Origin of the sequence: Spongorhabdus nitratireducens (assembly GCA_947387575.1) — a bacterium.
In the GTDB taxonomy this organism is placed as follows: domain Bacteria; phylum Pseudomonadota; class Gammaproteobacteria; order Pseudomonadales; family Endozoicomonadaceae; genus CANDOC01.
The window spans coordinates 115040-137646 of sequence record CANDOC010000008.1 but is presented as its reverse complement, the minus strand read 5'-3'; the positions used below and the strand labels follow the sequence as shown (position 1 = coordinate 137646).

Sequence of the window (22607 nt, the reverse complement as noted above, 5' to 3'; positions counted from 1 at the left end):
GCCGGTCGGCCTTCAGGTATTACGCTTATTCCTGTCATAATCCAGCCCGATAATTCTGTTGCCCGCTATTGTGTGGGTGTTAATCTGTTGAATAAGCAATCATAAATCAGGAAATACGCAGTGAGGTTATTTCAACAGAACCTGGTATTTCCGTGGTAACAATCCTTTTGAATAAATTTTATTTCCCTGACCAAAACAGAGTAAGCCGATGAGCCAATGGTGGAAAAACGCCGATCCGCAGGCAGCGGCTGAAGCGAACAAATATGACAGTCCGATCCCCAGCCGCGAACTGATTATGGAGCAGCTGGAAACACGCCGCGGGCCTGTGAAATATCATGAGCTTTGCGCCATTTTTGAGCTGACTACTGAAGAAGAACTGGAAGCCTTGCGCCGGCGTATGATTGCCATGGTGCGGGATGGTCAGCTGCTGGAAACACGTCGAGGGGCGTATGGCCTGCTGAGCAAGATGGACCTGGTAACCGGTAAGGTTCAGGGGCATCGGGATGGCTACGGTTTTGTTATTCCCAAAGATGGCTCGGATGATCTGTTTATTTCTGCCAGGGAAATGCGTCAGGTTTTCGATGGCGACGTTGTGGTGGTGCGTGAAACCCGCGTTGATCGCAAGGGGAAGCGTGAAGGCAGTATTGTTGACGTATTGGAACGCAATACATCTCAATTGGTTGGGCGCTATTTCGAAGAGGGTGACTCCAGTTTTGTAATGCCTGACAACAAGCGGGTCAGTCGTGAAGTCTTGCTGAAGCCAGGTCCGCTGCAGCCTCGACCAGGACAGTTTGCGCTGGTTGAAATTCTGGAGCAGCCTTCACGCAGTCGTCCTCCGATTGGCCTGGTAAAAGAAATTCTGGGCAATCGCACTGATCCCGGAATGGAAATTGATGTGGCACTGAGGACTCATGAAATTCCTCATGTCTGGCCAGAGAGCGTAGAAAAAGAAGTTCGCCGCTTTACTGCTGAAGTTGCAGAAAAAGACAAGGGACACCGAATAGATTTACGTCACGTGCCTTTTGTGACCATTGATGGCGAAGATGCCCGCGATTTTGACGATGCGGTTTATTGTGAAACCAAAAAGAGTGGCGGCTGGCGTCTCTTTGTTGCGATTGCCGATGTTTCCCATTATGTAGCTGTTGGCTCTGCCCTTGATGAAGAGGCACAAAACCGGGGAACCTCGGTTTACTTCCCGGGACATGTGGTGCCGATGCTGCCGGAAATTCTGTCCAATGGTTTATGCTCCCTGAATCCGGAAGTTGATCGGCTGGCGATGGTATGTGAAATGACCATCAGCGCCAATGGTCGCCTTTCCGGTTACCGTTTTTATGAAGGCCTGATTAACTCCCATGCCCGTCTGACCTACACCAAGGTCTGGGATATGCTGGACCAGCCTGAAAGTGATAAGGGCAAGCAGCTTCGAGAACAATACGCCAGTGTAGTATCCCATGTTGATGAACTCTATAACCTGTTCCATGCCCTGAAGCAGCAGCGCAAAAAGCGTGGTGCGATTGATTTTGAAACTACCGAAACCCAGATCATTTTCAACGATCAGCGCAAGATTGAAAAAATTGTGCCTACCGAGCGCAATGATGCTCACAAGTTGATCGAAGAATGCATGCTGTGCGCCAATGTGTCGGCCGCACGCTTTCTGGAAAAACATGGGCTGCCCGGACTTTACCGGGTGCATGAAGGCCCGAATCTGGAAAAACGACTGAACCTGAATAGTTTTCTGGGGGAACTCGGGTTATCACTGCCTGGCGGCAACCTGAAAACGGGCGATTTTCAGAACCTGCTGGAATCCATCAAGGATCGGCCAGACTTCCACTTGATTCAGGTGATGATGCTGCGCTCCATGAGTCAGGCGGTTTATACCCCTGAAAATCAGGGTCACTTTGGTCTGGCCTTTACCGGTTATGCCCACTTTACTTCACCGATTCGTCGTTACCCTGACTTGTTGGTACACCGGGCGATTCGCCATATTATTCGCTCGGAGCGTGAAACCGATAAGGTTCGTCGGGTTGAAGGTACGAAACTTATCCCGGCTCATCGTATTTATCCTTACGACACGACAGCGATGATGGCGCTGGGCGAACAGTGTTCCCAGACCGAGCGACGAGCGGATGAAGCCACCCGTGATGCGATGGACTGGCTCAAGTGCGAATACATGCAGCAGCATCTTGGTGACGAATTTGAAGGTGTTGTTTCTGCTGTAACCGGCTTTGGCCTGTTTGTCGAGCTGAAGGATGTTTATGTCGAAGGTCTGATTCATATCAGTTGTCTGCCGGGTGACTACTATCACTATGATGCCAGTCGCCAGCGTCTGGTCGGGGAAAAAACCGGAATGTCCTATCACTTGGGAGATGAACTCAGCATCATCGTGGCCCGGGTGAATATGAACGACAAGAAGGTTGATTTCGAACTGTCCGGAGCACCGTCTCCACGCCGTCGTCGTAAAAACCGGGATGTGCCAAAGAATATGGTCGGGCAAACCGATCGTCGTAAAAAAGGCAAGACTAAAAAAGAATTGCTGGAGGAAGCAGCTCGTGCAGTACAGGCTGCAGGTGATAGCTCTGGTAAGGGTTCGGGTAAAGGCTCTGGTAAGCGCACTGGTGAGAAGCCCGGTGACTTCCCCAGTGTAGCCAGAAAGCCCGGTAGCAAACGACGCAAGTCCAGAACCCGGGGCAAGAAAAAGCAGCAAGCTGCTCAGAGCGCACAAGGTACGAATTCTTCTGCCGAAAAGAGCGGACCTGCTAAAAATACGAAAAAGAAAACCAAGTCGAAAGCTGCTAAACGCACGTCCAGAGCAAGTGCCAAGCCGACAGGAAAGCAGCCTCGTAAAAGGCCGGTGAAGAAATCCTGACGCCGAATCCGGTTTTTGGATACATTGGTTTTTAAAGATATTTCGGGATCAATGCCGGATAACCTCCGGCATTGATCTTTTCATTTCTCAGTTAAGTAAATTGCAAACCGTTTTATGAGTGAAGATATTGTTTTCGGCCTGCATGCAGTGCAGAGCCTGATGGAACGCCAGCAGGATCAGGTGCGTGAAATTCAGGTTCAGCGCGGCCGTAAAGGTGGTCGTATCGAAGATGTTATCGAGCAGGCTAAAGCCGCCGGTATCGATGTTCGCTTTGTAGATAAAGCCCGACTGGATCGTCAGGCTGACGGTGTGCACCAGGGTATTCTCGCCCGAGTCAGTGCAGCAACCGTTCATCGTGAGCATGATCTGGATGATCTGCTGGATAAACTGGATGAGCCGCCATTCCTGCTGGTGCTGGATGGTGTAACCGATCCGCATAACCTGGGTGCCTGTCTGCGTACAGCTGATGCAGCTGGTGTCCACGCTGTGATTGTGCCCAAGGATAAATCCGCAAGCTTGAATGCGACCGCAAGAAAAGTAGCCTGTGGTGCTGCTGATAATGTGCCGCTGGTGCAGGTGACCAATCTTGCACGCTGCCTGAAAAGTCTGCAGGAGCGTGGTATCTGGATTACCGGTACTGCCGGTGAAAGCAGCGGTAATGTTTATCAGGCAAACTTGAAAGGCCCGATGGCGCTGGTGATGGGTGCTGAAGGTAAAGGTATGCGCCGTCTGACCCGCGAACATTGTGATGCCTTGGTGTTTATTCCGATGGCTGGTAGCGTCAGTAGCCTGAATGTTTCCGTGGCAACCGGCGTTTGTCTGTTTGAAGCGGTACGTCAGCGCAACAGCTGATTAAAGCTGAAGCAAGGTGTCCGCCCGGGCATCTTGCGAATCTGAAAAAAGACAGCCAATAATGTCTCCCCTGATCAGATTATAAATGTAGGGGATGTCATGAAACTGACGGGAGTGATGCTGGACGCCGACACGCTGGGAGCTGATGTCGATCTGTCGCCAATAACAAACCTTCCTGTTGAGTGGGCAAAGTATGGTGTTACAGCACCAGATGATCTGCTGGCCCGCGCTGAAGGTAAATCTGTTGTTCTGACCAACAAGGTCTGCCTGAGAGAAGAGCATTTTCGTCACCTCCCTGATTTGAAATATATCGGTGTTACAGCAACCGGTACCAATATCATTGATATGGAAGCTGCTGCAGCACGAGGTATAATCGTGACCAATGTCAGTGGCTATGGCACTCAGTCTGTTGCCCAGCATGCATTTGCTCTGATGCTGGCTCTTGCCAACCGGTTACCTTTCCTTCAACAGCAAATGCAGAACGGTCAGTGGCAGCAAAGCCCGATTTTCTGCCGTCTTGATTATCCTCCAATGGAGCTGGCTGGCCGAACCTTGCTGGTTGTCGGTTATGGAGTGCTGGGGCAGGCGATGGCAAAACTGGCTGAAGGTATTGGAATGACGGTACTGAAAGCTGCAGTGCCGGGGTCACCCTCCAGTCATTCTGACCGTATTGAACTGGAAGAAGGCCTGAGACAGGCCGATGTAGTTTCCCTTCACTGCCCGTTGACGGACGCAACCCTTAATATGCTGGATGCGGCACGACTGGCTATGATGCCGAAACATGCGCTGCTGATTAACACTGCACGGGGCGGCCTGATTGATGAACAGGCGCTGGCAGATGCCCTGCGTGCTGGAGAACTGGGTGGTGCTGCAACTGACGTGCTGACTCAGGAACCTCCGGTTGATGGCAATCCTCTGCTGGATAACGCCATTCCCAACCTGATTGTGACACCCCACTGTGCCTGGGCCAGCCCGGAAGCACGGCAGCGGCTGGTGAATATGGTTGCTGATAATCTCCACAAATTTATTGAAAAACAGCTCTAATCTTCGGTTTTGATCAATCATCTAAGGCGGTGCAGTGGCCTTATTTGCCGAGCAATGGCAATAAGGCCTTTTGCTATACGGGCAAACCTGTAGCCCTTCGAGGTTGCATCTTGGGCCGCCGTTCTCTAGAATTTCCGCTCTTTTATCGCCGGACGCCCTGTTTTGACCCGCAAGGTTGCAGGTTAACGGGATATTTCGGGCTTTATCAGTGTCGACTGTAAAGGCCGGATTATTTTGCATCCGGTTCTCCTTGCCTCACCGTTACGACGGGAGGCTATAAACCCGTAAGGAGCAAATATGCGTCATTACGAAATCGTATTCCTGGTTCACCCGGATCAGAGCGAGCAAGTGCCGGCTATGGTCGAGCGCTACAAGAAGACCATCGCTGAAGGCGAAGGTCAGGTTCATCGTCTGGAAGACTGGGGCCGTCGTCAGCTGGCTTACCCGATCCAGAAGATCCACAAAGCTCACTACGTGATGATGAACATTGAGTGCGGCAGCGCCACTCTGCAGGAACTGTCCGACAGCTTCCGTTACAACGACGCGGTTATCCGTAACCTGATCGTTCGTCGCAACGAAGCCATCACTGAAGCTTCCATCATGATGCAGGAAGAGAAGCGCGAACGTCGCGATGACCGTCGTGACGACCGTCGCGAAGATCGTCGTGAAGAGCGTGCTGAAAAAGCACCTGCTCAGGAAGCCAAGGCTGAAGAAGCTGCTGAATAATCAGCGTTTCTATCGGATCTGTAACTGAATAATTAAGGAGACGCTGTTATGGCACGTTTTTTCCGTCGTCGGAAGTTTTGCCGTTTTACCGCTGAAGGTGTCCAGGAAATTGATTACAAGGACATCAACACCCTGAAAGCATACGTGAGCGAGACCGGTAAGATCGTACCGAGCCGCATCACTGGCACCAAGGCTCGTTACCAGCGTCAGCTGGCAACTGCTATCAAGCGTGCCCGTTACATTGCCCTGCTGCAGTACTGCGATCGTCACTAATCGTATGCCTCTGAAAGAGGGATACTGATGGGTGGTATTGCGGGATTCATCATGCGTGGCCGCTGGCAGGCGGTAGCATTTGCTGCAGGCATGATGGCCCTGCCCATGATGTACTGGCTCGGAGCCGCTGCGGTGGCTCTGGTCTGGCTCAGATTCGGATCCCGGGAAGGCGTCAGCACTTTGATGTGGTCTTCCCTGCCGGCTCTGGCCTGGGCAGCAACCGGACAACCGTCAGCACTGATTTGTCTGCTGACGACTGCAATGATGGCAGCCTGGCTGCGTCGCAGTGTGTCCTGGACCCAGACACTGTTGCTGGTTATTCCAGCCAGTGCTGTGTCCGCAGGTGTGATTCTGGGGTTGATGCCCCAGGCAGTGGATATGCTAGTTTCCATGGTCCAGCAGTTTGTGGCAACACAGCTGAAGAACTTTGGAAACAGCGGGGTTGATCAGGATCAGATGGCACTGGTTTTACGCTATATCGTAATCGGTGTTCTGGGCTGGTTTAACCTGCTGCTAAGCGTGATGGCGCTGATTCTGGCGCGACGCTGGCAGGCGGCACTGTATAACCCGGGCGGGTTTCAGAGCGAACTTCATCAGCTGCGGCTGAGTGCCGGCATGGCCGGTGCCCTGTTGCTGACCATGATGCTCGGTGCCTCGCTCTGGAAACCACTGGCGGTATTGCTGCCGGCACTGTCGATTCCGTTGCTGATTGCAGGAATCGGATTGGTGCACGGTACTGTGGGACTGCGCGGACTGAGCCATCACTGGTTGATAGTTTTCTATCTGCTGCTGATGTTCATGACGCAGGTGATGTATCCCCTGATCGTATTACTGGCTTGCCTCGACAGCCTGATCGACTTCCGCGGCAGAATGCGGAAACGACTGCAAGGTTGAGGTGGCAGGTAAAATTTCATGGTTAAAACCGTGAGTGACTGTGCCGCATTAGAGCGCGGTAAACGCCTCGAAACGGCGATAATGCAGCACTCGTGGCGATAAAGAGGTAAGCGTGATGGAAGTCATTCTGCTTGAAAAAATTGCCAACGTTGGCAACCTGGGCGACAAAGTAAACGTTAAGGCTGGTTACGGCCGTAACTTCCTGATTCCTTTCGGCAAAGCTGCTCCGGCTACCAAGGAAAACCTGGAAGCTTTCGAAGCACGTCGTGCTGAACTGGAAAAGGCTGCTGCTGAAGCCCTGGCTTCTGCTGAAGCTCGTGCTGAAAAGCTGGCTGAACTGGAAGTTACTCTGGCTTCCAAAGCTGGTGACGAAGGCAAGCTGTTCGGTTCTATCGGTGCGCGCGACCTGGCTGACGCCATCGTTGCAGCCGGTGTTGAAGTGAACAAGAGCGAAATCCGTCTGCCGGTTGGCGCTCTGCGCATGGTCGGTGAGTACGACGTAGCTGTTCACCTGCACACTGACGTTGATGCTACCGTCAAGGTTAACGTTGTAGCTGAATAATCAGTTACTGCGCTTGATCTGCGGCTGACGGCCTGATGCTGTTGGCTGCCAGTCGCCCGCCCCGGATGCGTTCCGGCGCGGGCGATTTTGTTTCATGCCGGATTTTGTTTCATATGACATAGATGGCATGATAAGAGCTAGGACTATTTCTTCTCTCGCATTGGCTTGATAACCGGGCAACCATGTTAGACCCTCAATCTCCTGACGCCATGATTCCGGATGAAGCCAACCCGGAACCGCAATTGTCTCTGGACGGTGCCATGATGGCACTGAAGACTCCCCCACACTCTGTTGAAGCCGAGCAGTCGCTGTTGGGCGGATTGCTGCTGGATAACAAGGTCTGGGATCAGGTCGCTGACACCCTGACGCCGGAAGATTTTTATAACCCTTCACATAAAACCATCTACGAAGCGATGGTGGGGCTGGCGGCTGAAAGCAAGCCATTTGACCCGATTACCCTGATGGGGCATCTGGAGAACAGGGAGCTGCTAGAGCAGGCCGGTGGGCTGGATTATCTGACCGAGCTTGTTGAAGCAACACCCAGTATTTCCAATATCAAAGCTTACGCAGACATTATTTATGAGCGAGCGGTTCTGCGCAGGCTGATTTCTGTCAGTCAGGAAATCGCGGATAAGTCTTATCAGCCGGAAGGGCGTAACAGTGCCGAGATTCTGGATGAGGCTGAGCGATTGGTCTTCCAGATTGCTGAATCACGCCCGAAAACGGGTGGTCCGGTTGATGTTAAAACGCTGCTGAACAAAACCATCGATAAAATCGATGAGCTGTTCAATGCTGGTGACCAGATTACCGGTATTACCACCGGCTTTACCGATCTGGACGAAATGACATCTGGTCTACAGGCATCCGATATGGTGATCGTGGCGGGTCGTCCCTCAATGGGTAAGACCACGTTTGCCATGAATTTGGTTGAAAATGCCTTGCTGAATACTGAGAAGTCGATTCTGGTATTCAGTCTTGAAATGCCTGCTGAACAGTTGATGATGCGTTCACTGGCATCGCTGGGAAGAATTAGCCAGACCTCTGTTCGAAACGGCAAGCTGACCGATGATGACTGGCCCAAGCTGTCGTCTGCCATGACACTGATTCAGGATCGCAAGTTGTTTATTGATGACACGGCCGGTATCAGCCCTTCTGAAATGCGATCCCGTGCTCGCCGGGTAGTAAGAGAGCATGGAGATATTGGCCTGATCATGGTGGACTATCTGCAGTTGATGCAGATACCCGGGTTCAGCGAAGGTCGTACCAATGAAATTTCTGAAATCTCCCGCTCTTTGAAAGCGATGGCCAAAGAGTTTGAGACGCCGGTTGTTGCATTGTCACAGTTGAACCGTTCCCTTGAACAGCGGCCCAATAAACGCCCGGTTAACTCTGACTTGCGTGAATCCGGTGCGATCGAGCAGGATGCTGACGTCATCATGTTTGTATATCGGGATGAGGTCTATAACCCTGATACTGAATACAAGGGCGTGGCTGAGATTATCATCGGTAAACAACGAAATGGTCCTATCGGCACCTGTCGTCTGGCATTTCAGGGACAGTTTTCCCGGTTTGATAATCTGGCTGCAGAAATGTATGGGCAGTTTCAGGATGATTGATTCTGATATTGAGCATACTTGAGACGATCGCTCGAGTACTTATTTGATCGCAGCATGCATTCCTGACTAATTTGCTATAGTCAGGAAACATTTTCTACTATGCTCTCAGCGCTACAGTGGCGGTTTCAAAAACAGTTTGGCTCTGTTCGATAACGGGGTTCTTTAGCAGAGTCATTCTGACTGCTTTTTTTTCGTTCTGTTATCTGACTACTGTGATAGCTGATGAATGCCCATCTCCATTTTTGGCACCAAATACATCTTCTGAAGCATCCCCATCCCCTTCAGTTATCAGGAAAGAAACCGGCGATATAGCTATTGAAATGGACGCATTGCCTACATCACCTATGACGTATGATGGTATGGATGCTGACGAAGTACAGAGGGGGTTGGCAAGAAGAAGAAAAGCTGTTTTAACACAAGAGTTCTTTTCAAGTGATGTTAAACAGTTTCTGTGTGCACTTATTAGCGTCAAAGACCCGGAGCTTTCCACTAAAATTATCCGGTCGATGAAAAGTGAAGAGTTTAGAAATGCTTGTGAGTTTTTTTTACGACTCCCTCCTGCCAAAAGAAGAGAGTTATTATATGAAGATTATGATCATCTAATCCCAAAAGAGTATCATTTTACCACTGTTGATAAACTCCAGCGTACGGAATGGGTTGCTGGTTTTATCGAATCATCAAATGAACTGCTTCATAATCAAAATGTCCACTACTTGATGCATGTTTTGGTGAATGTATTTATATATTCCATGATCGGTATTTTGAATATATCCGAGATGGCATTTATTAACAGTCTCGTTCTTGATGGGGCGCGTATAACAATTCTTGAAAATAATATGCCCCTTGTATGTGGCTTGACTAGTCATGGTGCTTCTTTTTCAATTAGAGGTCCCCTGTATGGAGGACTGTTGAGTCGTCTCGATCTTACGATAATTGGGCTGGTCAGCAGTATTGGAATAGGTTCTGCAATTTCGTTGGTTCCTGCGCTATTGCGCCCTATCATTATGCCGATTCCTGTTATTATCTGGCTTTTATGTGCCGAAAAATATCTCAATAATAAGCGAGAGAATGAAGAAAGACATCGAGAAGCGATATCTCTGCGAAAGCTTGATCTTTTGGTCGAACAGACAGGGTTGGACGAAGAGGAACTGCAGAGTATTTTAAGAGATCTGGATGTACAGGCATTTCTGAATAGTATTTCTTATAACTCTAGCTCAGCACTAAAATATGCTGCTGTTGATGCTTCTGTAGATGAAGAACAAAGAAAATTTTTGCGAGACTGGGTAGCATCGCTGGTGAGATTTAATCGTTATGAAAAAGAAAGTGAATATTTAAAATCAAATAAGTTTAAAAAATACCTTAGGATTGAAACAAGTAAAAAAAAGAAACCATGGACAACCAATATTTATACTTCTGGCTATCAGCTCTGTAAGAATCGTGAATCCAGGTATTGCTTGAACCTGACAGGTATCGGCTTGGCTATTTTTATTAATGGATCATTGATAATGATAGTGAATGCCTTATCGCCATATATAGCGGTGACAGGAGAAACAATGGGGGTTATTGCTCCTCCTGGAGACTTAAATCAGACATGCCTTGAGCTGAATGCAACAGACATGCTGAATCAGACAACACCTCTAACAGGATATGTTGAAGATGTAAACCCATCTCCAACAGGGAACATTACGGTTTTTGCTTTAGCTCTCGGAATTGATGTGCTACTGCCTGCAGCCAGTGGCTTTATACAGGTTGTCACTATAGCCACATGGAATGGAGGAAAAGCAGCAATTCACTGTATTACAAGCCCGTTTAAGCGGTGTTTTCGTCGTAGAGCCAGATACTCTGAGGATGATTGAAAACTTAAAGTCGTCTTCCCCGGCACCTAAACATATTACCGGGGAGCATAATTGATTAACTGTTATTTGAAGCGGCCTTTAAAAAGAAGAAAGGGAATAAACAGCAAAATAACCAGCATTGCACATACCGATAACGTAGAGAAAAAGCCATTCCAGCCATAGGTCTCCATGATTTTTGCTATTGGATAGCCCGACAGAGCTGCTCCGACATAGGCAAAAAGGCTGACAAAACCATTGGATGCTCCCGCAGCATTCTTGTGAGAGCACTCCACAGCCGCCATTCCTATCAGCATTTGAGGGCCGTAAATGAAGAAGCCTGACATAAAGAAGAGGCCCAGCTGGACAGAATAATCCGCTACTGGAACCATCCAGAGGCCCAGTACAGTAAGACCAACGCCAACAGAAAAAATAAAGTTCATAGGACCACGGTTACCCTTGAACCACCAGTCAGAGCCCCATCCAGCAACCAGACAGCCAAGAAAACCGCCGATTTCTGATGCTGATAATGCAGAGTTCGCAGTCAAAAGAGAGTAACCGTGTACTTCTGTAAGATAGAGATTACCCCAGTCACTAATCGCAGTCCTGACGATATAAATCAGGATGTAGGTCAGTGCCAGCAGCCATAGCATTCGGTTGTTTAGTACGTAACGAACTAAAATTTCTTTATTGCTAAGTCCCAGTCCCTCCTGCTCATGGGCAATTTCCTTTTCATCATTACGCCAGCGTCCGACAGTGGGCAGCCCCATGGTTTGAGGTTTATCACGAACCCGGGAAATAAGGAAAAAGGTCATTGCCATCGCCAGCAGGCCGGCAGCACCCATGCCAAATTGCCAGCCTACAGTCATAACCAGCCAGCCAAGTAACACCGGAGCTAAAGCGCCTCCAATATTATGGGTTGTGTTCCAGATTCCCCACCAGAATCCACGCTCTGTGCGGGAGTACCAGCTATTCAGCACCTTGGAGCAGGGAGGCCATCCCCAGCCCTGAAAGAAGGCATTCAATGTCCATATCGTGGCAAAAGCAGTAAGGGATGAACTGAGGCCAAACAGCACATTGAGAACACCCGTCATAAACAGGCCAATAGCCATAAAGTAACGGGGATTTGAATTATCACTCAGAATGCCACTTATAAATTTACTGGCACCGTAAGTGAAATAGAAAAGCGTTCCGATCAGCCCTATATCAACCTTGTCCAGCCCCAAATCCTGTATCAGGGCCGGGGTCACATATGTGAATGACTTTCGGGTAATGTAAAAAACAGCGTAACCTGCATAAATACCCAGAAAAACCTGAAGCCGCCAATATTTATAAAGCTGATCCGTGTCTGCCTGATCAAGATCAGCGGTGCTCGACATCTCACTGCTACTCATAGTTAGGTATCGTTTAGGTTTCAGTTTATGTTTCGTTTTTGGGAAGCTGTTTAGACACTTTAGTCTGATTTTTGCGCGTCAGACGATATTTAATCCTGTTTAAATGTTTTGTTGTGTTGCTTGGTGTTAACAGCTTGAAGACAGTAAATTGGCCTGTTCTGATGCTGTAGCTGTACAGGATTCACCTACGTAGACTGATATTTGGAGCAGATGGGAAGGTGATTTGTTCCGCATGGAATGTTAAAAATGGAACAGAATCGAACAATTTGCCGATAAGAGGTTGATTACTATTGACTGCACCTGCAGTGGTGGATAATGGTATGACAGCCTCTATAAATAATAACAATAACTAATGGCAAGCCTGCCGGTTTGTGAGTGCTGTATACCGGGTGGCGACCCCTCCGGTAAATCTCACATGCTTTCTGTAATCCAGGAGACATGTATGCCCCCTCGCCTGAATACTGCTTTGATTACCGATCACAACCCCATGGGGACGGATGGTTTTGAGTTCGTAGAGTATGCTGCACCTGATCCTCAGGAGCTGGTATCCCTGTTTGAAACAATGGGCTTCCGGGCTGTTGGCCGTCATCGCTCCCGTAATGTCATTTTGATGCGGCAGGGTGATATCAATTTCATTATTAACGGTGAAGCTGAAAGCTTTGCTTCTGATTTTGTTGCTGCCCATGGCCCCTGTGCATGCGCCATGGCATTCCGGGTTGCAGATGCCGGTTATGCTTTCAAGCGGGCACTTGAACTGGGTGCCAAACCGGTTTCGGATTTGCCTGGGCCGATGGAATTGAATATCCCGGCAATTGAGGGCATTGGCGGTAGCCGGATTTATCTGGTTGACCGGTATGGTGATGCGGGCTCGATCTACGATGTGGATTTTCTGCCTTTTGACGAAGCTGACTCCGAAATCCCCGACCATAAGGGAGAAGGCCTGCAGGTGATTGATCACCTGACTCACAATGTTTACCAGGGTGCAATGGACAAGTGGGCCGGCTTTTATGAAAAGTTGTTTAACTTCAGGGAAATCCGCTACTTCGATATTTCCGGCAAGCTCACCGGACTCAAGTCCAGAGCACTGACCGGACCCTGCGACAAGCTGCGAATTCCAATCAATGAATCCTCCGATGACAAGAGCCAGATTGCAGAATATCTCGAGCAGTATAACGGTGAGGGTATACAGCATATTGCCCTGACAACAGGCAATATTTATCAAACCATTGACGGGTTGCGTGAGCGTGGAGTGAAATTTATGACGCCTCCACCAGATACTTATTATGAAATGCTGGATGAACGTCTGCCGGGACATTCGGAAGATGTGGATGATATGCAACGGCATGCCATACTGATGGACGGTTCGAAAGGTGGCCGAGTGTTGTTGCAGATCTTTACCGAAACAGTGATCGGCCCGATTTTTTTTGAAATCATCCAGCGCAAAGGTGATGAGGGGTTTGGTGAAGGTAACTTCAAAGCCCTGTTTGAAAGCATGGAAAGGGATCAGATTCGCCGGGGTGTGCTGAAAGAAGAAGCCTGATTGGCAGAGGTCCTGACAATGAAGGGTACCCGGTATGTTGCCAGAAAGCCCGACTCTGATGGCACTATTCACTACCCTGAAGAAGAACACGAAATCTGGCAACTACTGGTCGAGAGGCAGCTTGAAGTGCTGCCTTCTCGTGCCTGTCAGGAATATCTTGATGGCCTGAAACAGTTGGGTTTGCCTGAAGACAGAATTCCCCAGCTGGATGAAATTAATCAGGTACTGGAACCTGCTACGGGTTGGAAAGTAGAACGAGTTCCTGCACTGATTTCATTTGACCGTTTCTTTGAGCTGCTTTCCCGCCGACGCTTTCCGGTAGCAACCTTTATCCGCAGCATCGATGAGCTCGAGTACCTGCAAGAGCCGGATGTTTTTCATGAAATATTTGGTCATTGCCCGTTATTGACCAATCAGGCCTTTGCCGATTTTACTCAGGTCTATGGCGAGCTGGGCTACAAGGCATCCAAAGAGGACCGGGTCTTTCTGGCCAGATTGTACTGGATGACGGTTGAGTTCGGATTACTTGCAACGGATGACGGTTCGCGAATATACGGCGGAGGGATTCTTTCCAGTCCGGGAGAATCCATATTCAGTCTGGATAGTGATCAACCGGAGAGAAGACCCTTCAAGCTTCTGGATGTACTACGAACACCTTATCGCATTGATATTCTTCAGCCGGTTTATTACGTGATTGATGATCTGGAAGTGCTGCACTCGCTTGATTCTGCCAGCATCACTGAAAATATCGCGAGGGCAAAAGAGCTGGGTCTTTTCGAGCCTCGTTATCCGAGAAAAGCCTCATAGTTTTACCATATTAAAGAAAATTCATCACTGCACAGCCTAGAATGACACAGGCAGGAGTTTTCGATGTCCGAGTTATCGCAGGAAAAGTGTGGCCCCTGTAAGTCAGGTGCTCCTCAGGTAAGCGCTGAAGAAATGCAACAGCTGATGTCCATGGTGAAGGACTGGAATGTCGAAGAGCGCGAGGGTATTTTGCAGCTTGAGAAGCGATACAAGTTCCGGAATTTCCGTCAGGCTCTGGAGTTTACCAACAGGGTTGGTGAACTAGCTGAAGCCGCAGGACATCATCCAGCACTGCTGACAGAATGGGGCAAGGTAACGGTTACCTGGTGGACTCACTCTATTCGCGGACTGCATCGTAATGATTTCATCATGGCAGCCCGAACTGATAGTGCTGCTGAGTAAACCAAACTCTCCCTAACTTCCACACCTATAAAAAGGAGCACAGGGAATGATTCTATATGGTTACTTTCGTTCATCTGCCGCTTACCGGATTCGTATTGCCCTTAACCTTAAAGGGCTGGACTATGATCAGGTGGCGGTCAATCTGAGAGAAGGGGCACAAAGCGATGACGGTTACTTGGGGATTAACCCCCAAGGGCTGGTGCCGGCACTGGATACCGGTGAACACATACTGGAACAGTCCATCGCTATCCTGGAGTGGCTGGAAGAAACTTATCCCAAGGTTTCATTGTTGCCGGGTGACAGTTTTGCGCGAGCCAGAATTCGCAGTCTGGCCCAGCATATCGCCTGTGATATTCACCCGCTGAATAACCTGAGAATTCTGAACTACCTGAAGAGTAACCTTGATCAGGATGAAGAAGCTCGTAATCGCTGGTACCGGCACTGGATAAGAAAAGGTTTTTCAGCACTGGAACAGCAGGTAGGCAGCGACCCGTTTTGTGTTGGTGCCCAGCCGACAATGGCAGATATCTGTCTGGTTCCACAGGTTTATAATGCCAAGCGCTTTGGTGTGGATATGCAGGATTTTCCACGGTTGGAAGCAATTAATACCCATTGCCTCACATTGCAGGCTTTCAAGGATGCAATGCCGTCAAATCAACCGGATGCAATTTAGTCTTCCTGTCTGATATCCAGCTTGTTGCGTGCCAGACGAATGCCTTCTTCCTGGAAGAGTTCGTGAATCCGGCGCAACAGGCTGTCGCTGACGGCAATCCGCTCTTCCACAGTACCAACATGCACTCTTAACTCATGGTGCAGGGCATTTTCATCCTGTCCAACCAGCATGACTGATGCGTGTGGTTCTTTCAGTACCTGAGAGTTTTCTGAAGCGGCCTGAAGCATACAGCGCTTAACGCGCTCCAGATCACTGTCGTGCTCGACACCAACCGTAACCACTGTCCGAATAACTGAGTCACTAAGCGACCAGTTAATCAACTTCTCGGTAATGAACATCTTGTTGGGAATGATGATTTCTTTATGATCCCAGTCGGTAATTGTTGTCGCTCTCATTCTGATCCGGCTGACGACACCGGACAGATCTGAAATGGTAACTGTGTCGCCAATTCTGACGGGGCGTTCAAACAGGATAATCAGCCCCGATACAAAGTTGGCAAAAATTTCCTGCAATCCAAATCCGAGACCAACACCCAGTGCGGCAATAAGCCACTGAACCTTATCCCAACTGACCCCCATGGTGGACAGGGCAAAAGAGAAACCAAGACCGGTAATCACATAGCTGAGCAGGGTGGTGGTAGCGTAGCTGCTGCCTGGGCGCAGCTGAAGTCGGGAAAGTAATAATACTTCCAGAAAACCTGGCAGGTTACGGGCCAGTACCAGACTGGCAATAAATATCAGTATGGCTATCAGCAGGTCATTTAAAGTTACTGGAATCAGCTGCCCCTGGCTGTTCGCTGAGCTTTCCCATAACCGGAAGTTTTCCAGATAACTGAACAGACTGAAGACATCCTGCCACACCCAGTACAGGGCAATACAGAAACCGATAAACAGCCCGGTATTAATCAGGCGCAGGGAGTGCTGATTAATCGTTTGAATATCGAGAGCAGGTTCTTCGTAATTGTCACTGTCATCCTTGTCCTCTTTTTGAGCGGCTCTTTTGCTCAGAGCCCGGGCAAAAGCGAGTCGTCTGGCAGCAACCTGCAGGCTTCGAATAACGATAGCCTGGAGTAAAAAGCTACTGGCAATCAGCATTAAGGTCAGGACCAGTTTCTCTTCAAGTTGCAGGGCGGTGTAATAGTAACCTGTGACTGTCATCACGATCAGCGACAGCGGCAAGGCAACCAGCAGCATGGAGATAATCAAATGAGCAAGGCGGGACCCTAACAGGTAATGGCTGGTATTCAGCATTCGAGACAGAACCAGACTTTGCAGAGCGAGGCAGGTCACCATAATGATCACCCCGGCACGATCTCTGGCCAGATCCGAGAAATTCAGTCCGGACAGGCTTATTATCAGTACCATGGGCAGAATGATCAGCTTCATCTGCTTTAACTGTCGATGTAGTCTGCGGTTCTGTGCCGGTGGCCAGCTGAAGTGGCTGGTGGCAATTCCGTGAGATTGGGTGATGTGGACAGCCATATTCATAAATAACCAGCACATAGCCAGATACTGCAATGCCGTTCCTGCCATCATATAGGCGGGGTGCTCTATGCCTGCTGTGTTAAGGCTCAGGCCAACACCAAAAACAAGCAGCGGGACAGGGAGTTGACGAACCAAAGCCAGAAATAGTGCCAGAGGTGTCATCAGCAGGCTGTCGCTGCGAACATTGCCGATTTTAAGTACCAGACTTCTTTCTTTCAGTAGCAGCCATCGTCTTCGAATTGTAATCATCACGGCTGCAAGGATCAGAGCGCCTAACGCCTGCCAGTACTGACCAATATACAGGGCACTGCTTGTCCATAATGAATCGACAGGCCAGCGTCGTAACTGGTGTAAAACATCGGCAGGAAGGGTTTGTACCCAGCTCAGGGTCACGGGTGGTGTACTGGCAACCCAGAATAGCTGTTCCTCCAGTGTTTTCGCCAGAGACGCGCTGGTCAGAGTCAATTGCCGCTGTCGAACCTGGAGCGTCAGGGCCTGACTCAACAGACTGTTGAGTTCCGTGGTCAGGCTATCCAATAACTCTCGGCGACTTTCCAGCAGCTTCCCCAGCTCCTGCTGCTGATGTGAGAGCAGCGATTTGGCTCCCGGGTAGCGTGCCAATGCCTCTTTCGAGGAGATATTCAGTCGGTTTAGTTGACGTAATTCCTGACTTAAACGGAATTGCTGCAGACGGTACTGGCTAATGCGTTCATTCAGGTTCAGGTTGATAGTAACCTGTGGCAATGCTTTTTGTTGCTCTCTGAGAATGCGGGCCAGTGCCATATTGTTACCCAGAATCACAACTTGCTGATCCAGACTCTGGCGAATATCGGTCACAACCTGCAACTGCTCGCTGACATCATGGCTTTCATGGTTCAACTCAGCCATCTGGTCGGCATATCTCAATAGCATTTCACTTAGCTGAACATTCCGTGCAGCCTCATGCTGTAGCATGGCTGGCACGTTTTCCTGCTCTTCTATCATGCTGGCGGCATCGGCAACCGCTTCTTCACTGGCTTCCCTACGCTTCTCATTGAGTAATGTTTGAAGTACTTCGATATGGAGATTGGCAATATCAATGCGCTGCTGTAGCAACTCCCCCTGCACCTGCAACAGCTCGGTTAATGGAGTACTAGCGCTGATTTCAAAATTGAGGCGTGAGTTCTGCTTCTGTATCAGATAAAGCCGGCTATTCAGCATGTCTTTACGCGGTTCCCGCAGACTATCTTCACTGCTTAACAGTTGGGTTAATTGATCCGATAGCTCCTTTTCTCTTTCCTGATTGCGGGTTAGCTCGGTACGTGCTGTCTCCGGTCTTGCCTGAACAGCGGTAAGGCGATTGCGGGTATGAGTCAGTTGGTTTTGCCACTCGACAAGGCTGACTTGCTGTTGATCCAGCTGCTTTTTAAGACTCTGTTCTTCAAGGTGACGGTATTGGTGTTGAAGTCGGGACTGGTTTGGTACCCGCTCTTTAGCAAGCTGCTGCTGAAGAACCTGAAGCTTTTCCGGGGCTTGCTCCAGTTCAGCCTGCTGTTGGGTAAGACGACTCTGCTCATCCTGTATTTGCTGTAGCAGGGTGAGAGTTCTCTGGTAGATATCTGTCAGACGCTGGGATGATTCGTCCTGATTATTCTGCTCCTGCGAGGCGACAGCGTCCCGTATTACATTAATTGATGGCAAGTTTGTACTGTCTTGAACCGGGTTGGTACTCGCAGAGGTAAACAGGCTTAGAGAACTGATAAAGAAGGCCAGAATCAGTGTGTAGCCGGTTTTAATCACCATGGCAGGGTATCCTTTCCCGGTCGGGTGCTAATTGCAGATATATTTCAAACCGCTATATATAAATAAATGTATCGCCTTATTAGAAATAAAGAAGGTCTAATCAGGTGATTTGACGGTTAAAAATGCTTCTTTGGTAAAGATATATTTCGCCAATCATTTCTATACTTTTAGGGATAACAACAGTAATTACAGGCCAAAATGAGTCAAGGATCGACAGGTGTTGGCACAGGGGGTGTTGTTGTGCCATCAGCCCCGCCTCTGGATGTCCTCGAAGATGGAGCTCCTGAGCCAGGAACGGCTTTTGGACGACCGGTTGTGCCTGTCCCTGAAGTATCCAGAACCCATGCTCCCGCTCTTTCCATAACGCTTAAACCCATTCAGACATATTCAGTGTCGCTTGAGCAGGCTGCCAAGCCTTACATCGCGAATGGCATTTTTTCGGAAAAAGACCTTGAGGCTTTTGCGGCAAAGCACGGAGAGAAGCCGCTGGCTGTTCTGTTATGTGCTGAAGGTATGAAAAGGCGATTGGAGCAAGCCTGCCCGTTAACTGAAAAAGAAGGACTGCAACTGGATAAGGCTGCTGCCAGACTCTCTGATCTGGTGAGGGAAAAGCGACCTGATGATGTGCTGGAGTGGTGGGCCAATGCCTTGATTGGCCAGGATCAGGATCTGGATGAAACCTCAACGCTGTTATCTTTGGCTGGCAAAACAGTGGGCGCGGTTCTGTATGAAACTGTTGAGCCATTAGAACGCCGACAACTTCTATCCGAAAAGCGTGATCTGGAGAAGCTTCAACGCTTATGTCAGGACGCAGATAACATAAGAAGGCTGAGCACCAGACTGCAAAGTATGCCGCAAGCCAACAGTAAAAGACTGATGCTTGAAATGGAGCTGGCCGGGTATGAAAAAGAGCGTCAGGACATCTTTCAGGTATACGGATATGACCCTGCTGACCCTGACCTTCAGTTCGATTTTCAAAAACAGAAAAGTGAAATCGAGTCAGAGCTAGATGAAGTGGATGGTGATATTGCTGCTATGGCTGCGCTCTCTCAAAGACAGCTTGATAAGGTAGCTCCGGAAGCGGATGGAATTCAAGCCCAGCTGGACCGGTTGAATCAACAGGACAGAGTGAGTCTGGACGATCTGGGCAAGCTATATAAGTCACTGGGCAAAATGTCAGCCTGTATTGGTGATCCTCGGTTGAAGCAGACCGTCACCATGCTGAAAAACCAGATCAGAAGTCAGGTGCTGCACGAACTGAAGCAGGAGTTTCAGCAGCAGTTCAAGAAAAGCTTATCTGAACTGGAACGAGGAGGTGCTTCCCGTTCATTCAGTATCAACATAGAGCTGGGAGCTGCAGTTTCTGTCTTCGGAATGCATCTGGCGGATATCAGCGCAGGGCTTGAGTACAAGTTCAGTGTTTCAGCAAATGATGACTCTCGCCTCGTTGATCTTCATAAACTGTCCCCCAGAGTCAGTCTGGTTCTTGGGCCCAAGGATGTTATTGCTGCAGACGCTGCAGTCATTGGAGAGTTTGGAGATGGAAAGGTATTTCCCAATGTTGATGAATTTGCAGCTTTTCACGCCAATGATCTGCTGGGTGTACTGCTAAACCAGAAAAAAGTGACCGGAAGCAAGGGCGTTTATCGGGCTCGCAAAGCAGATGCGGCAGCTAAAACCGCTACAGCAGAAATTAACCGATTTGAACATGAGCTGCGACGACTGAAGGTGATAGCTCCGGGTGACAGGCTGATAGGAAAGCTGCAGCGTCAACCCAGTTATACCGAGCTGACAAGCAAGGCCGGAACAGTAACTGCGGGAATGTCGGCTCTGGAAGGCCTGATGTCAGCTGGTGTCTCTGCGTCCGCAACCCGTCAGAAGTTTACCCGCAGAACAGATCTGGTTCAGACACTGCGGGATAACTATGGACTGGTACATGCGCTCGGTACACCTCAGCAGTTTGGAGTCCTGTTGCAGGGGCAGTATTGGCCGGGAGAGCTGGGTGACCAAAAGATCAAGCAGCTCGAAATGGAAAGAGATGAGGCGCGACGTACTCTGGTGACAGAAAGTATGGAGGTTGCGTGGCAGGATGCACGACATGACTTGCATGAGCTGAGAGAACAAACCAAAGCTTCAATAGCTGCTTTGGAAGCTGAGTATCAGGCCTACATTCATGCCGTTAACTGCTATGACTCTGCGCCGGCAGAGTCCAAACCCCAGCTACAACTTTTGAAGCATCGAATGGAGCTTGGCCGAGGGGCTGTCGGTCGGGGGGAATGCTTGCGAGCCATGATGCTGACCCATGCAAGGCTTGCAGAAGTTTATCTTGATACTTTCACCGGGGAAGAGTCTCCGGTAACTGATGACAGCGGCTTCTTTTCCGAGTTGGAGAGGATTGAAGCTGCATATCGCACACCTCAGTTAAACCTTAATAATGAAAAGCATATTCGACCCTGTTTAATGCATGCGAGCAAGGCTAAAAGTACCAACCTCGAGGGGACCGGTTTTGTAAATCTTGGCGTTCCTTATACACCGCTTCGCTTCGGGGCTGTGGTTAAAGGCAACAGAATTTCAGGGCATCCAAACCCTGACAATGACGGGCGTTATCTTAATGTCAGCTTTAAGGTTGGTGGCGTTTTCAAAATGTCTGACCTGCTGTCGGTCTGCAAGGGAGAGATTCCTTTTAACAGTTCATCCATTGAGTTTAATGATGACGTCCCGTGGTTTCAGTTCAGTGATGTTGATATGGGCGACTTTGGATATCAAACGACGCCGGGTATGCAGGTGGAATTCAATATTATAAGAACCGATACAGGTCCCAGGCTGCAGTACATTAGAGTTACACAGGAAAAAAGTGACGGGCTCGCGTCGCCACAAATTCCTCTGGGAGAAGGGCCTGGTGTAGGACTTCACTTGAAGCTGGGAGGAAGTAGGGGGCAGGTCGATAATCGATACGAGTATATTGGAAATAACACCCTGACTTATCTTCAAACCCGTTATAACGGCCTGACAGCCGGAGGTAAAACGGCAGGAGGCGACAACCTGTGGCAGCCTTTTGTCAAAAAGAACCGCAAACAGTTACTGAGCCTTTTAAAGAATATGGCAAAGCCGGGCACCAACGCCCATCAGGAAATGCAAGTGCTATTGGAGTCAATGAAAAAGCGCCGGGATATACCGGTGGACTTTTCCGTCAAGTTTGGCGAGCAACTGGAAGGCTATGTCGCCGGAACTGTTTCTGAAGATGATATGTTGCAGGGTTTGAATGAATTTATGGCTTTTCAGTATCGGCTTCATCGAACAGAAGCCAGCAAGCGATTTAATCTGATGCAGCAGCAGAAAGAACTACAAGCCCGGCAGGTCTGGCTCAAAGGTAATGAAATTGAGACGGTCCGGTTTGTAGGGGAATTGGCCAATGGTAAAAATGGGGCTGATAAAGAACTGAAACTTATGCTGAAGGCTATCGGTGATACCGGGTTTGCAGCATCGATACAGCAGCGTTTGAAGGAATATCAGAAAAAAGGCGATGACCCGATAATTGCCTCGGCATTACTGGGAGATCTGGTGCAGCAATATCAGCGTGCAGTCAGGAGAAAATAGACATGGCTGATCCGGTTCAGGGAAGAACATCGGCAGCAACCCAACATTCAACACAGCAGGCAGAATCACCACAACCGGGCAGGCTCCGGAAAATGTGGCGGGCTGCCAAAAGTTTTATCTCCCGTGTTGTTCATGGCATCACTGACCCTATTCGACGTCTAATTGGGCGACAGCATAAAGATAATTTGCCTGATCAAAAGCCGGTTGGAACAAGACAGTCCAGAGTTATACCTGAACCCTCTGTTTCAAAAACTGATTCGTTT

The 22607-nt window shown here is 49.3% G+C and carries 16 protein-coding genes; 14 read left to right on the top strand and 2 right to left on the bottom strand.

The annotated features are described in order from the left end of the window. Positions 1-208 precede the first annotated feature (208 nt). The 9 genes from rnr (at position 209) to ACYZZ0_RS15405 (ending at position 10689) form a co-directional block, all read left to right on the top strand. On the top strand, positions 209-2866 hold the full coding sequence (gene rnr, locus ACYZZ0_RS15445; RefSeq protein ID WP_461537541.1) for a ribonuclease R: 2658 nt from the start codon (positions 209-211) through the stop codon (positions 2864-2866). A 114-nt stretch (positions 2867-2980) separates the two neighbouring features. Continuing rightward, the gene (gene rlmB, locus ACYZZ0_RS15440; RefSeq protein ID WP_461537540.1) at positions 2981-3718 is read left to right on the top strand and encodes a 23S rRNA (guanosine(2251)-2'-O)-methyltransferase RlmB; all 738 of its coding nucleotides are present in this window, start codon (positions 2981-2983) and stop codon (positions 3716-3718) included. Positions 3719-3817: 99 nt separating this feature from the next. Further along, positions 3818-4762 (top strand): D-2-hydroxyacid dehydrogenase, encoded by a 945-nt coding sequence (locus tag ACYZZ0_RS15435; RefSeq protein WP_461537539.1) that lies wholly within the window; start codon positions 3818-3820, stop codon positions 4760-4762. A gap of 297 nt (positions 4763-5059) precedes the next feature. Next, complete coding sequence (rpsF, locus tag ACYZZ0_RS15430) at positions 5060-5488, top strand: 30S ribosomal protein S6 (protein WP_461537538.1); 429 nt, start codon at positions 5060-5062, stop codon at positions 5486-5488. 48 nt (positions 5489-5536) lie between these two features. Beyond that, positions 5537-5761, top strand: a complete 225-nt coding sequence (rpsR, locus tag ACYZZ0_RS15425) for a 30S ribosomal protein S18 (RefSeq protein ID WP_461537537.1) — start codon at positions 5537-5539, stop codon at positions 5759-5761. A gap of 27 nt (positions 5762-5788) precedes the next feature. Next, positions 5789-6655, top strand: a complete 867-nt coding sequence (locus ACYZZ0_RS15420; protein WP_461537536.1) for a hypothetical protein — start codon at positions 5789-5791, stop codon at positions 6653-6655. 115 nt (positions 6656-6770) lie between these two features. After that, positions 6771-7217: a 50S ribosomal protein L9 gene (rplI, locus tag ACYZZ0_RS15415; RefSeq protein ID WP_461537675.1), complete on the top strand. Its 447-nt coding sequence runs from the start codon at positions 6771-6773 to the stop codon at positions 7215-7217. A 182-nt stretch (positions 7218-7399) separates the two neighbouring features. Next, entirely contained in the window at positions 7400-8833 is a 1434-nt protein-coding gene (gene dnaB / locus ACYZZ0_RS15410; protein ID WP_461537535.1) for a replicative DNA helicase, read from the top strand. A 212-nt stretch (positions 8834-9045) separates the two neighbouring features. Then, positions 9046-10689 (top strand): hypothetical protein, encoded by a 1644-nt coding sequence (locus ACYZZ0_RS15405; protein ID WP_461537534.1) that lies wholly within the window; start codon positions 9046-9048, stop codon positions 10687-10689. 62 nt (positions 10690-10751) lie between these two features. Here the strand turns inward: ACYZZ0_RS15405 and uhpC are convergent, their stop codons facing one another. Next, positions 10752-12059 (bottom strand): MFS transporter family glucose-6-phosphate receptor UhpC, encoded by a 1308-nt coding sequence (gene uhpC / locus ACYZZ0_RS15400; RefSeq protein WP_461537533.1) that lies wholly within the window; start codon positions 12057-12059, stop codon positions 10752-10754. A gap of 442 nt (positions 12060-12501) precedes the next feature. On the opposite strand from uhpC, the gene hppD reads away from it, so the two are divergent. The 4 genes from hppD to maiA all read left to right on the top strand — a co-directional run bounded on the left by hppD (position 12502) and on the right by maiA (position 15481). After that, on the top strand, positions 12502-13599 hold the full coding sequence (gene hppD / locus ACYZZ0_RS15395; protein ID WP_461537532.1) for a 4-hydroxyphenylpyruvate dioxygenase: 1098 nt from the start codon (positions 12502-12504) through the stop codon (positions 13597-13599). 18 nt (positions 13600-13617) lie between these two features. Continuing rightward, positions 13618-14406 (top strand): phenylalanine 4-monooxygenase, encoded by a 789-nt coding sequence (gene phhA / locus ACYZZ0_RS15390; RefSeq protein WP_461537531.1) that lies wholly within the window; start codon positions 13618-13620, stop codon positions 14404-14406. Positions 14407-14469: 63 nt separating this feature from the next. Then, on the top strand, positions 14470-14808 hold the full coding sequence (locus ACYZZ0_RS15385; protein ID WP_461537530.1) for a 4a-hydroxytetrahydrobiopterin dehydratase: 339 nt from the start codon (positions 14470-14472) through the stop codon (positions 14806-14808). A 46-nt stretch (positions 14809-14854) separates the two neighbouring features. Next, on the top strand, positions 14855-15481 hold the full coding sequence (maiA, locus tag ACYZZ0_RS15380) for a maleylacetoacetate isomerase (protein ID WP_461537529.1): 627 nt from the start codon (positions 14855-14857) through the stop codon (positions 15479-15481). Here the strand turns inward: maiA and ACYZZ0_RS15375 are convergent. Then, positions 15478-18747 (bottom strand): mechanosensitive ion channel domain-containing protein, encoded by a 3270-nt coding sequence (locus ACYZZ0_RS15375; RefSeq protein ID WP_461537528.1) that lies wholly within the window; start codon positions 18745-18747, stop codon positions 15478-15480. The two genes, maiA and ACYZZ0_RS15375, sit on opposite strands and share 4 nt — an antisense overlap. 240 nt (positions 18748-18987) lie before the next feature. On the opposite strand from ACYZZ0_RS15375, the gene ACYZZ0_RS15370 reads away from it, so the two are divergent. Further along, a complete protein-coding gene (locus ACYZZ0_RS15370; protein WP_461537527.1) occupies positions 18988-22344 on the top strand; it encodes a hypothetical protein in 3357 nt (1118 codons plus the stop codon). Positions 22345-22607: the final 263 nt, after the last annotated feature.